Genomic DNA, 12,595 nt, shown 5'->3' with positions numbered 1-12,595 from the left:
CTCCATTGATGTTTATTGTATAAGCGACAGCTTTGTCCATATGATTCTGCATGGCCTCAAATCGTACGCCATGTTATTTTCAGTAAAACGCACCTATTTTCCTGAAAAAATTGTTTTGTAAAAATCATGCAACCTATTGAAAATAAAATACTTTCAAGAATATATGGGCGCGGGAGGGGGTGGGCGTTCACCAAAGTTGATTTTGTGGCTGATTTTGGCACTGTCAACATCCATCAAGCGCTTTCCAGCCTAGCACGGGCTGGAAAAATTCGCCGGGTCACTCGGGGGGTGTATGGCTATCCCCACTATATAGTGAGGTACTGAAGCAAAAACTAAGCCCGGATATAGACCAGGTGGCAAAGGCGCTGGCGCGCAAGTTCAACTGGCGCATGCGGTGCAAGCTGATTATCGGTCCGTGGCGAACATGATTTTTGGCGAGGTGCCCGAGATTGGTCACATCATGACAATCCTGAAAAGGCTTGAGGACGAAATCAACAGGTGAGGACATGAGCGACATCGGCCAACCCGAGCGCACCACGCAGAACAGGGTCATTGCCTTGTTTCGTGATGAACTTCACTATCGCTACCTCGACGATTGGACCGACCGCGATGGGAATAGCAACATCGAAGAAGGTTTGCTCACCGACTACCTGACCAAAAGCGGCTATACCCCTGCACAGATCAGCAAGGCCATCTATGATTTACGCACCGAAGCGGATAACCACAACCGGAGACTCTACGGGAACAATCAAGCCGTTTACAATCTGATGCGCTACGGCGTGCCAGTGAAGATTGAGGCGGGCAAGGTTACGGAGACCGTTCAGCTCATCAACTGGAAAGAGCCGAAGAAAAACGACTTTGCCATCGCCGAGGAAGTGACGCTCAAAGGCAACCATGAGCGGCGGCCTGACATTGTACTGTATATCAACGGAATAGCTGTCGGCCTATTGGAGTTGAAAAACAGTCGCGTGTCGATTGGTGACGGCATTCGCCAGAGCTTGTCCAACCAACGCCCTGAGTTCAATGAATGGTTTTTCAGCACCATACAGTTCATCTTCGCGGGCAACGATTCCGAGGGCCTGCAATACGGCACCATCGGAACCCCGGAAAAGTATTTCCTCGCGTGGAAGGAAGACGAAGAGGACAACAACCGTTTCAAGCTAGACAAGTATCTGCTCAAGATGTGCGCCAAAGAACGACTGATCGAGCTGATGCACGACTTTGTGCTCTTTGACGGCGGTGTCAAGAAGCTCCCGCGCGCGCACCAGTATTTCGGGGTCAAGGCCGCGCAGCAGCATGCGCACCAAAGAAAGGGCGGCATCATCTGGCATACGCAGGGCAGCGGCAAAAGTATTGTGATGGTGTTGCTGGCCAAATGGATCCTTGAAAATAATCCCAATGCTCGCGTGGCTATCCTCACCGACCGCGACGAGTTGGATAAACAGATCGAACGGGTATTTGAACAATCGGGCGAGGCGATCAAGCGTACTTGCAGCGGTCGTGACCTGATGCATCAGCTCGGTCAGGCTACGCCGCGATTGCTCTGCTCCCTGGTGCATAAGTTTGGCAAGAAGGGCAAGAAAACGGATGAGGAGTTCAAGCATTTCATCGAAGACCTAAAATCTCAGCCATCACATACCGTTGGTGAGGTGTTTGTTTTTGTAGACGAGTGCCATCGTACGCAGAGCGGCAGATTGCATAAAACCATGAAAGCCCTCATGCCCAATGCCATCTTCATTGGTTTCACCGGCACCCCTTTGCTGAAGGAGGACAAACAGACGAGTCTTGAAGTCTTTGGCGGCTACATCCATACCTATAAGTTTAGCGAAGGTGTCGAAGACGGGGTTGTGCTGGATCTCGTCTATGAGGCGCGGGACATCGACCAACGCGTTGGCTCAGTGGATAAGATCGACGCCTGGTTTGAGGCCAAGACCAAGGGACTCAACGACTGGCAGAAGGCTGAGCTAAAAACACAATGGGGGACGATGCAGAATTTGCTCAGCTCCAAGTCACGGATGGATCGGGTGATAAGCGACATCGTGTTTGACTTTAGCGTGAAGCCTCGCCTTTCCAGCGAACGCGGTAATGCCATTCTGGTAGCGTCGAGCATTTACGAGGCGTGCAAGTATTTCAGCCTGTTCCAGAAGACGCCCTTCAAGGGCAAGTGCGCAGTGGTGACCTCCTACAACCCCCAGACGAGGGACGTGACGCTTGAGGAGACCGGCGCGAACACCGAGACCGACAAGCAGTTCATTTTCAACACCTACACCGCGCTGCTGAAAGATGTTGAAGCCAAACCAGGAATGACTAAGACGGAGACTTACGAGGAATGGGCGAAGAATCTGTTCACCAAGGAACCGTCGAATATGAAATTGCTCGTCGTGGTGGATAAGCTGCTCACTGGTTTCGACGCTCCTCCTTGCACCTATCTCTATATCGACAAGTCCATGCAAGACCACGGCTTGTTTCAGGCCATCTGTCGTGTAAACCGGCTCGACGGTGAGGACAAGGATTTCGGTTACATCGTGGATTATAAGGACCTGTTTAAGAAGGTCGAGAATGCCATCGCCGTCTATACTTCTGAGCTGGATCACAGCGCGGGAGGTGTTGATCCTGAGGTGCTGTTGCAGGACCGCCTCAAGAAGGGGAAGGAACGGCTCGACAATGCGCTGGAGGCTCTTCCCCTCCTGTGCGAACCAGTGGAGCCACCCAAGGGCGAGTTCGAGCACATCCGTTATTTTTGCGGCAACACGGAAATCGCTACCGATTTAAAGCAACGGGAGCCGCAACGCGCCGCGCTTTACAAGGCGACTGTGGCGCTTGTGCGCGCCTACGCGAACATTGCCGATGAATTGGATGCCGCCGGATATAGCGGAGCCGACATTACGCGGATTAAAGAGCAGCTCAAGCGCTACCTGGACCTTCGTGACATCATCCGCAAAGCCAGTGGGGAGACCCTCGACCTCAAAGCCTACGAGGCCGACATGCGACACCTCATCGACACCTACATCGAGGCGGACGAGCCAAGAAAGATTTCTCCCTTCGACAACATGGGTTTGCTGGAGCTAATCGTGAAGACTGGCATTGCCAATGCCATCGCCACGCAGTTGGGTGGGTTGAAAGGCAACAAGAATGCCGTTGCCGAGACCATTGAGAACAACGTCCGCCGAAAAATCATCAAGGAGCATCTGAACGATCCGGCGTATTATGACAAGATGTCCGCATTGCTGAACGAGATTATTGCAGCGCGCAGATCGAAAGCCATCGCCTATGAAGAATACTTGAGACGTATTGCCGAACTGGCGAACAGAGTAGAGGCCGGGCAGGCAGAGGATATGCCCGACGAGTTAAATACGCCGGGACGCCGGGCTCTCTATAACAATCTCAAGCCGGAGACCATTGACGGGGGCGCAAGTGTGGGCGCTGAGTCTATGGCTTCCTATGGGAACGCGACAAATGATGATGTGCTGAAACTCGCGGTCAAGATTGATGAAACCGTCAAGCGCACTCGTCCCGACGGCTGGCGCGGGGTACAGGCCCGAGAACGCGTCATCAAGGCTGCCTTGTATGGAATCTTGCAGAACGAGGCTGAGGTCGAACGTATTTTCCTCATCATCAAGCAGCAAAAGGAATATTGATGGTCACGCAGATCAAGCTTGGTGACATTGACGTGGATGTGGTGAAGAAGGACATCAAGAACATTCATTTGAGTGTCCACCCTCCAACGGGAAAAGTGCGGATTTCTGCGCCGCTCCGAATGGATATCGATAACATCCGTGTGTTTGCCATCACCAAACTCGACTGGATCAAAAACCAGCAACAAAAGCTGTGCGAACAGGCCCGTGAAACTCCACGTGAGTATCTCAACCGCGAAAGCCATTATGTTTGGGGAAAGCGCTATCTCCTCACAGTCTTTGAGGATGCCCAATTATCCTCCGTTGAATTGAAACACCAACAGATGCTTTTGCACGTTCGTCCGGGTACTGATGAGCACAAGAGGCAGGCTTTGGTAGAGGATTGGTATCGTGCCCAGCTTAAGCAAGCAGTGCAGCCATTGATCGAAAAATGGGAACCGCTTATCGGTGTGAAGGTGGAGCGGGTCTTTGCACAAAGAATGAAGACGAAGTGGGGAAGCTGCAACCATAAAGCAAGGACCATTCGGTGTAATACGGAATTAGCCAAAAAGCCAGCGGAATGCCTCGAATATATTGTTGTTCATGAACTGGTTCACCTGCTAGAGCCCACTCACAATGCCCGCTTTGTCGCACTGATGGACCAATTCATGCCGAAATGGCAATTCTATCGGGATGAGCTCAATCGCCTGCCAGTTCGGCATGAGCATTGGGTGTACTGACAAACTAGGGGCCTGACCGAAGATTAGTGTAACTTTTCGGGAGTGCCTCTAAATGGCAAGAAAAGATCAATTCACAGAATATCCAATGTATTGTTCGTGTTTACCTATCCCAATCTAGCTGAGGAAGTTCCGTGAGTTTGGATGATATATTAAAAATCATTGAAGGAGAAAACGAGGAGGAGATATCCAAAATTCGGAAATCATTGGACCATCTTAGGCGACGGCTGGAAGTAGACCCTGCCGGCGTTAGTCAAGAAGACGTTATCGAGGGAATAATTAACCGATTTGGATTAGTCGGAACTTCAGATTTTTTGGAAGACAGCCCCTGGCTTATCAAGGCACTTCATTTTACTTCCAGACCAATTTCCAATGAGCAAATACGATCTGCCTGGGAAGATTTTTTTATAGAGGAAGCCGAAGAGTCCCACATTATTCTTGACGATTATCCTATATTGGAGAGTATTGCTTGGTGGTATTTTCTCCATCGGAATGACCCTGCTCTTGACGGCGAAGAAAATATGATCCGCCGTGCCCTCGCCGTTTTTGAAGCTTTGGTCCTGGCAGTGCGTGGATATGAAGGGGAAGCAGACTATGAAGATGTGCTTTCGGGCAACGGCCTTACAATTCTCCATTTATATTTTTATGGTCTAAAAGATTTTGAACGGGCTAAATTCTACGCACAGCTGTTGGAAATGGAATACCGGGCCTGCCGTATGGTGTTGGAGGACTACCTTCAAGTCCGAGATGTGTATGAAAAATTGGTAAAAAAAGAAAAGGAAAAACATACGACAATTGATACACTTTTCCTTCTCCAATGGGACACGATTGCCGCCAGAGAAAGAGAGATTAGGGAATTAGACAAAAAGTTTAAGCAACTACTTAAAGAAAGAAGAGAACAAATCGATTTAAAAGGGGCAGAATTTGAATTGCGGGAAACCTATGGAGCAACCTGGAACGAATTACATGATGAAACAAAGAAACAAATTATACTTGCATCAGCCTTCATAAAATCCACCCTTGCAAATAAACACCCTTTTGTAATCCCTTGGACCATTTTTAAAGCCATAAACAGCGAATTGTTAATGAGGCTGTTTGAGCCCATTGGTCTTCTAAAAAATGATATTTTGAACTATGAAAATGGGACCTCTCCAGCATCCTTACTCATCAAATTTAGAATGTTAGAAATAGGGAGCAGGGCACCTGATGTCGATTCTCTTATTCGGAATGCCCTGAATAGCATTGGAGGTCAGGATAAAATCCTTTCCTTTGATGACCTTGAACATCTTAAATTTTTACGGAAGCATCGTAATAGTGCCGAACACGGTACCAGACGCCCATACACGGATACTGACATGAAAAAATTGGCGCGGGATGTTTGGGAAAGTGGTTGGTTATTAAATTGGCTGAAGCGGCTCAGCCAAGGATAAGAAAAGACAAATAATCCACTTTCTCATTTGGGTGTGTCATGAATGCTTGGGCTCAGATCAGGCACTTCGGTTGATTTGTATGACTTCTGCCCCAGCTTTAATTTTATCGAGGTAGTCTGCCCAACCTTGCATCATTTTCCTTCTCTCAGGGAGATGGGCTGTACGGTTGTAGGCCCGTCCGTTTGGGTCACGGACCGCATGAGCCAACTGATGTTCAATATAATCGGGTCGTATCCCCAACACTTCATCCAGAATTGTCCGTGCCATTGCCCGAAATCCGTGGCCGCTCATTTCTTCCTTGCTGATCCCCAAACTTCGCATAGCGGAAAGAACAGCGTTATCGCTCATTGGTCGTGCGAAGCTTCGCGCACCGGGGAAAACATAACGCCCATGTCCAGTTAGCGGGTGTAGTTCCCATAATATAGCTACTGCCTGTTTCGATAGGGGGACAATGTGTCGCGTCTTGGTCTTTGTAACCGTGTAGGACCATTCCGCTTTATCCAAGTCGATGTCTGCCCATTGAGCATGTCGCAACTCACCTGGGCGCACGAAGACCAATGGGGCAAGGCGTAAAGCACAGCGCACGGTAAGCGTACCTTCGTATCCATCTAAAGTTCTGAGTAGCTCCGGAACTTTTTCGGGTTCTGTTACGGACGCAAAATGTTTACCATTCACTGGTGGAAGGGCACCGCGTAGATCGCTCGATATATCCCGCCCCGCTCTTCCGGTGGCGACAGCATAACGGTAAACTTGCCCGCAGTTGCTCATGGCACGATGTGCGGATTCCAAGGCTCCGCGTTCTTCGATCCGGCGGATGGTTTCAAGTAGTTGTGGCGGTGTGAGGTCGGCAATGGGTTTCCCCCCAATCCATGGGAAAATGTCCCGCTCTAAACGGCTGATGATCCGGTTGGCATGATTGGTAGACCAGTGGGCTGAGTATTTGGCGAACCATTCCCGCGCCACGACCTCGAAGCTATTTATTCCCCGTTCCGCTGTTGTGGCCTTTTTCGCCTTGCGATTTTCACTGGGGTCGATTTCATTGGCCAGCAGTTTTCGCGCCTCGTCGCGACGCTCGCGTGCCTCCTTCAGTGACACATCAGGATACACACCAAGGGAAAGGCGTTTTTCCTTGCCGCCAAATCGGTATTTCAGCCGCCACCACTTGCCCCCGCTGGGGGCAACTTCCAGATACAACCCACCACTATCAAATAATTTCTTGGGTTTTGGGGCTGGCTTGGTGTTGCGAATTGCGGTGTCTGTTAGTGGCATTGGGGGCAACTCCTTTCATGGTAGGCGCTGTTGCCCCCAATGTTGCCCCCAGTTGCCCCCAGATGTCAATAAACTTGTTCAAACTTCATTGGATGCCAGAAAATAAAAAAGCCGCTACAGGAGCGGCTTTTTTACTGTTCATTGTCCGTTATTGGACGTCTTAGGACAATGAATTGGTGGAGGTGGCGGGATTTGAACCCGCGTCCGAAGACATTCAGCGCAATGGTCCTACGTGCGTAGTCGATGATTTAAATTTCGCGACCGTCCACGCCCACCGACCGGCTTAGAACGTTCGCTAGCCCAGAGTTTTCTCGTCCGCAGCCGCTGGAGCACCAGCATTGGACCAGCCTGCTAAGGTGTCGCCTCTTCCATGCCCACAGACAAAGAATGGAGAGACGTCGCAGTCAATTAAGCTGCGAGAGCCAATGGTTCGTTGGCAATTATTGTTTTCCCGAAGGTTTAACGAGACTCCGAGAGCTCGACACGCACCGTTGACCTCCTGTTCCCCGTCGAAGCCAGTCACCCCCTTGATGAATTCATTGGCAAATCATTCACTACTTAATTACTATAGCTCACTGGTTTCAGTTTGGCCAGTTAGCAGGCTTAACCCCAAGCAGGTATTGCATAAAAGAATCATTACTTAGAATTTTGATGAGGAGTGGACGGATGGCATGGATGTATTTGCTCGTGGCAGGTGTGTTTGAAATTATTTGGGCCGTGAGTCTCAAATATACGGATGGATTTACCCGCTTGTGGCCAAGCATCGGCACAGTGGTGGCTATGGGCATCAGCATGGTGTGTATTTCATTCGCCTTGCGAACGATTCCAATGGGAACGGCGTATGCGGTTTGGACGGGAATTGGAGCCGCAGGAACGGCACTCTTCGGCATCTTTTATTTTGGAGAACCCGGAGGGTTGATTCGACTGTCGTGTATCGCCCTGATTGTGGCTGGGATTGCGGGATTGAAACTCACCGCGGCTACTTAGCGGAGGTTGTGACCATCCCTAAATCTATAGGTTGGGCCCCTCAATTTATTTAAAAAGCCCAGGATACGAAGGAGTATCGCTCCCCTTGCGTCACCTCCTTTACCTCATGCGGATACATAAAATTAGAGGGGAAGAGCAAAATATCACCGGCCTTCACAGGAATTTCATCCTTTCGAGAGAATAAGAACTCTCCGCCTTCAAAATCGTCATTCAGAAATCCGACGATCGATAAGATCGGGATCCCTTTACGGTTTCCATCAAAAATCGAGTGAATGTGGTCATAATGCTCTCTCATCATTGTCCCGACCCGATATCGATTGAATCGGATGGGTGTAAAGGTTCGAATGAAACCTTTAATTTTTTCACTTTCCTGTGGAACGAATTTGAGCATGTACTGTTGAAGGGACTGGAAAATAAAAGGAGCCAAAGTATCATGCAGTATTTGTGTGGGGTTTTGCACCTCTAATTCTTTTTCAATTTCAGATGCATAATTATTGGATGTATAGCTATGCCATGAATGGGGAACCCATTCTTTTGCCGTTATCTCTTTAAGCACTTGCTTGCAAATGTTCTGAGGAATCACATTCGTGACAAAGACATAATCCAAAACCTTATCCACAGTCTGGGACCTCACAAATCTGGAGCGTACATATCACCAAGTGTACAATGGGAGACTTTCGGCTTTCAATGATGCCTATCACGCAAAAAGGCAAAAAATGACGAACTTCTGTCAGGCCCAATAATATGAAGTTTTAAAACAAGGAGATTGGAACGCCCCATTCCTTACTAAATGGAGAATTGAAAGGCTGGTTGGTTTCCCAGGGCTTCGGCAAGAATCCCTTTTCGTTTGAGCGCCTCAAGAATTTCATGGGCAGAAGTCGTAAAGTCTTCAGGGCCGGTAAAGGATAGATCGGCCTCGATTAAAGGTTCTTGGGCGTCTTTACTCATGTAAGCCGTGAGGATTGGTGTGGGGTGCACGAGAGTACGAATGGCTTCAATGGCCTGATCTGCCGGAAGATGAAACGAGTTCGTTGTGGAAATGACCACCAACCCCGTATCAACCAATAAACGAGCGACTTCGCCATACCGGCGAACAAATTCCAAGGCTTCTTCTTTATGGAGGTCGGCGTCGAGTCCTCGGCGTAGATTTTCTGGGTCAAGCATATAGGCATGCCGTCCCTCGGCCACGAGTAGGGACTCCAATTTTTTAGACAAAAAGGTTTTCCCTGTGGCGTTTGGACCAACAAGAAGCACCAAGGCCGCACGATGGCCGTAATGCTTGGCGCGGTCGGCTAATGTCACATCCCCTTGTACCCAGGCAAAATCCCGTTTTTGGGCCTCAACGCGAAGGGTGCCTTCTCGATCTTGTACCATTTCGGTGATAATGCCGCCTCCAGCGACATCGTAGTTATCAATGAGTACAAAACGACCTGTCGTTTCAAATTGGGTGTAAAGATCAAATGCCAAGGGAGATTTGGCTCGGATTGATATATCAGCGACTTCGTTTCGTTGGACGGAAGTTTTCTGTTCCTGGTCAGCGAGTGAGAGGTCGTTCGCATCGACGATTCGATGAATGGAGGATACTTGGCATTCCACCTCTTGCGTGCCCAGGCGAACCAGATATTGCTTATTCATTTCCAATGGACGGCGGCCCAGCCAAAAGAGGTTGGCTCTGAAAGTGGTAGACACGAGAGGTAGAGAAGTTTCGTGGCTGACAACTTCTCCGCGTTCTACGAAAATTTGTTCGTCCAGGGTAATGCCGATGGATTGGCCAGCGACGGCTTGGGCCGGCGGTGGTTCAATATTAAAGGCTTCGATGGATTGCACTACGGCGGTCTTATTGGAAGGGGAACAAATTAATCGATCTCCTACTTTTAGCCGCCCTGAAGTGATGCGTCCTGCCAAGATTCGGCGGGCGTCGAATTTGTAGACGTCTTGGAGTGGAAAGCGTAACGGTTTTTCGGTTTTTGCGGTTTCCGAGGAGAACTCTGCAAGGGAATCTAATACCGTGGGCCCGGTGAACCAGGACATGTGGGCACTAGGTGTCGCGATGTTATCGCCGAGTTTTGCGCTGGCTGGAATGACAAACTGAGGAGTTACATTGAGCTGACCAAGAAAATCTCGATACTCCTTTTCAATGGAATCGAAAGTATCCTGCCGATACCCTACCAAATCCATTTTATTCACGACGACCGTGACTTGTTTTACTCCCAGCATCGACAGCAAGAGCCCATGCCGTTTGGATTGATCCCTTACGCCTTCGAGGGCGTCAATCAGGAGTAGGGCGGCTTCGGCGCGGGCGGCCCCGGACACCATATTTTTCAAAAATTCCTTATGGCCTGGTGCGTCAATGATGATGTACTGGCGTCCAGCCCATTGAAAAAACGTTCGTGCCGTATCAATGGTAATGCCTTGTTGTTGTTCCTCAAGAAAGGCGTCAAACAAAAATGCGTATTCGAATTCCTTGCCTTGTTGTTTGCAAATGGCTTGAATTTTTTCCACCTTGCCTTCAGGCAGGGTGCCGGTGTCCGCATATAACCGACCCAGCAAGGTGGATTTGCCGTGATCCACGTGGCCAACGATGACGATATTCATGCGGTCCCGAATGTCGGGGGCGCTTTGTGTTTCGGGATTACATGTAGCCATCTTTGCGCAGTAACTCCATTCCTCGACCTTCGTCTTGGGCGCGACCAGCCCGTTCGGCGACATGGGTGCCGCGAAGTTCTTCAATGATTTCATCCACCGTCGATGCGTTTGATTGAATTGGTTTGGTACAGGGAGCGCAGCCTAAGCTCCGATAGCGCAGGCCGTCGCCTTTATTGAGATATAAATCCATAAAGGGAATGTTTTCGAGTTTAATGTATTCCCAAATATTAATTTCGGTCCAGTCCAACAATGGGTGAATGCGAATGTGCGTGCCTGGGGGAAACGAGGTTTTGAACTGATCCCATAACTCAGGCGGTTGATCGCGAAAATCCCATTCGTTGTTTTTGTCGCGTGGGGAAAAATATCGTTCCTTGGCTCTGGTGCTTTCCTCATCGGCACGAACGCCCAGAATAATCCCGGTATAGCCTTTGTCTTCCAATAGCAATTTGAGCCCATTGGTTTTAAGGGCGGTACAGCATTCTACTCGGCCACGCTCGTGGTTCATTCCCTCAGCCAAGGCCTGTTTGTTTTGTCCTACCACCAGGTTGAGTCTCCACTCCCGTGCGATTCGGTCGCGGTATTCGATCATGGCTGGGATTTTGTAGCTGGTATCGACGTGGAGGAGCGGAAATGGTACGTGGCCAAAAAACGCTTTGCGCGCGAGCCATAGCAAGACTGTGGAGTCTTTGCCCATGGACCACAACATGCCCAAGTTATCAAAATGCTTATAGGCTTCCCGAAGAATATAGACACTTTGGTCTTCAAGTTGGCGAATATGTTTCATGCGTGAACGACCTTTTTGATACGAGCAGTGGCGCCGGGGGACGTGGCAACGCTGGACAGTGCTTTTAACTTTTTGACTGCGGCGCCCGATTCTAACGTGTGTTGGGCCAGAGAAACTCCAGCAGCAATAGATGGCGCCAGTCCTGCGGCATAGATGACCAAGGCAGCATTATAAAGGGCCCAATCCCTGAGAGGGCTCGTAATTTCTTGATTGATAATTTTGGTAATGATCTGAGCTTCCTGGCGAGGGAGCAAAGCTGTGGATGATGGTTGTGGAGTCGCCATGTGCTGAAACGATCCTAAGGGCAGTCGCACATCTTGCGGTTTCAAATGCACGGGCACGATTCGATCGTCTCGAAGCTCTCGCATCAATGCGGGGGTTGAAATGGAAAGTTCAGGAAACCCTTCCACCCCTTGGAATACCAACAGGCGGTGCCCGCCAAGCATGGTGACGACTTCGGGAATTTTTTCTAAATACGGCGGGTGGGCCACCCCAATGACTTGTGACTGCGCGCGCGTGGGGTTTAACAGCCGTGCGACTTGATGGAAAAGATTCTGGGCCCCGAGTTCTTCGCGCAACTCCAGAAAGTGTACGAGTGGCGGATGGTAGAGTGCCAAGTCGAGATAGGCGAATCCCAGATCCTTGAGCGTGGAAATCAAATCGTGCCCTTGTAAATTGTTGGGTATGTTCAATTCCTCGAGGATGCGTGACAGATCTGAGGCTGCGCTTGGATGTTCGATGCTATGCAAGCAGACTTTTGCTCCCGAGGCTGCTGCGATTACAGCAGCCGCAAGGCAAATGTGAATCGTGTTATGCTTTTCTCCATAGGCAGGAACATCCACCACATTCATTTCGCCTGGCATACTCAGAGGCGCGATGTAAGAGCGAGTCGCGGCCGTAAAGGCGGCTAACTCGGTGACAGCTTCCAACTTGATTCGCATGGCCATGAGAAACGCTCCCACCTGATGTCCCGTGGCTTGCCCTTCCATCATGAGTTGAATGGCTTCTTTCCCTTCATCCCAGGTCAGGTCTCTGACGCCTCGTTGGCCCTTCCCTATTTTTGTAATGAGGTGTTGCATCGTATGGTGTCAGTTCCTAAATAGTTTCGTGGTCTGTGTCTCGTTACTT

The 12,595-nt window shown here is 49.7% G+C and carries 9 protein-coding genes and 1 other RNA gene; 4 read left to right on the top strand and 6 right to left on the bottom strand.

The genetic code is table 11. The features are described from left to right. Window positions 1–506: 506 nt before the first annotated feature. From PPG34_RS09945 to PPG34_RS09935, 3 genes are all read left to right on the top strand, one after another. Entirely contained in the window at window positions 507–3,638 is a 3,132-nt protein-coding gene (locus tag PPG34_RS09945) for a type I restriction endonuclease subunit R (protein ID WP_313833110.1), read from the top strand. Beyond that, window positions 3,638–4,354, top strand: a complete 717-nt coding sequence (locus PPG34_RS09940) for a M48 family metallopeptidase (protein WP_313833109.1) — start codon at window positions 3,638–3,640, stop codon at window positions 4,352–4,354. The genes PPG34_RS09945 and PPG34_RS09940 overlap by 1 nt, the downstream gene beginning before the upstream one ends. A gap of 131 nt (window positions 4,355–4,485) precedes the next feature. Further along, window positions 4,486–5,781, top strand: a complete 1,296-nt coding sequence (locus tag PPG34_RS09935) for a hypothetical protein (RefSeq protein ID WP_313833108.1) — start codon at window positions 4,486–4,488, stop codon at window positions 5,779–5,781. Between the two features lie 57 nt (window positions 5,782–5,838). On the opposite strand, the gene PPG34_RS09930 is transcribed toward PPG34_RS09935, so the two are convergent. Together PPG34_RS09930 and ssrA are read right to left on the bottom strand one after the other, a co-directional pair. After that, window positions 5,839–7,050 carry a tyrosine-type recombinase/integrase gene (locus tag PPG34_RS09930; RefSeq protein WP_313833107.1) on the bottom strand — a complete coding sequence of 404 codons (1,212 nt, stop codon included), beginning with the start codon at window positions 7,048–7,050 and terminating at the stop codon, window positions 5,839–5,841. A 174-nt stretch (window positions 7,051–7,224) separates the two neighbouring features. Further along, window positions 7,225–7,577, bottom strand: a transfer-messenger RNA (tmRNA) gene (gene ssrA / locus PPG34_RS09925). 139 nt (window positions 7,578–7,716) lie between these two features. Between ssrA and sugE the strand changes: the two genes are divergently transcribed. Then, window positions 7,717–8,037, top strand: a complete 321-nt coding sequence (sugE, locus tag PPG34_RS09920; protein ID WP_313833106.1) for a quaternary ammonium compound efflux SMR transporter SugE — start codon at window positions 7,717–7,719, stop codon at window positions 8,035–8,037. 49 nt (window positions 8,038–8,086) lie between these two features. Here the strand turns inward: sugE and PPG34_RS09915 are convergent, their stop codons facing one another. The 4 genes from PPG34_RS09915 to PPG34_RS09900 all read right to left on the bottom strand — a co-directional run bounded on the left by PPG34_RS09915 (window position 8,087) and on the right by PPG34_RS09900 (window position 12,546). After that, a complete protein-coding gene (locus PPG34_RS09915) occupies window positions 8,087–8,656 on the bottom strand; it encodes a 2OG-Fe(II) oxygenase (protein WP_313833105.1) in 570 nt (189 codons plus the stop codon). A gap of 167 nt (window positions 8,657–8,823) precedes the next feature. After that, complete coding sequence (locus PPG34_RS09910) at window positions 8,824–10,683, bottom strand: GTP-binding protein (RefSeq protein WP_313833103.1); 1,860 nt, start codon at window positions 10,681–10,683, stop codon at window positions 8,824–8,826. Continuing rightward, window positions 10,670–11,467, bottom strand: a complete 798-nt coding sequence (cysD, locus tag PPG34_RS09905; RefSeq protein WP_313833102.1) for a sulfate adenylyltransferase subunit CysD — start codon at window positions 11,465–11,467, stop codon at window positions 10,670–10,672. The genes PPG34_RS09910 and cysD overlap by 14 nt, the downstream gene beginning before the upstream one ends. Continuing rightward, window positions 11,464–12,546, bottom strand: a complete 1,083-nt coding sequence (locus PPG34_RS09900; protein ID WP_313833101.1) for an anthranilate phosphoribosyltransferase — start codon at window positions 12,544–12,546, stop codon at window positions 11,464–11,466. The genes cysD and PPG34_RS09900 overlap by 4 nt, the downstream gene beginning before the upstream one ends. Window positions 12,547–12,595: the final 49 nt, after the last annotated feature.

Source organism: Candidatus Nitronereus thalassa (genome assembly GCF_032191465.1).
Taxonomy (GTDB): Bacteria; Nitrospirota; Nitrospiria; order Nitrospirales; family UBA8639; genus Nitronereus; species Nitronereus thalassa.
This window is presented reverse-complemented; position numbering and strand designations above follow the sequence as displayed.

Bases quoted from the DNA above. Each gene is read 5' to 3' on its own strand.
- PPG34_RS09945 (WP_313833110.1), top strand. From the start codon at position 507: ATGAGCGACATCGGCCAACCCGAGCGCACCACGCAGAACAGGGTCATT.
- PPG34_RS09940 (WP_313833109.1), top strand. From the start codon at position 3,638: ATGGTCACGCAGATCAAGCTTGGTGACATTGACGTGGATGTGGTGAAG.
- PPG34_RS09930 (WP_313833107.1), bottom strand. From the start codon at position 7,050: ATGCCACTAACAGACACCGCAATTCGCAACACCAAGCCAGCCCCAAAA.
- sugE (WP_313833106.1), top strand. From the start codon at position 7,717: ATGGCATGGATGTATTTGCTCGTGGCAGGTGTGTTTGAAATTATTTGG.
- PPG34_RS09910 (WP_313833103.1), bottom strand. From the start codon at position 10,683: ATGGCTACATGTAATCCCGAAACACAAAGCGCCCCCGACATTCGGGAC.
- cysD (WP_313833102.1), bottom strand. From the start codon at position 11,467: ATGAAACATATTCGCCAACTTGAAGACCAAAGTGTCTATATTCTTCGG.
- PPG34_RS09900 (WP_313833101.1), bottom strand. From the start codon at position 12,546: ATGCAACACCTCATTACAAAAATAGGGAAGGGCCAACGAGGCGTCAGA.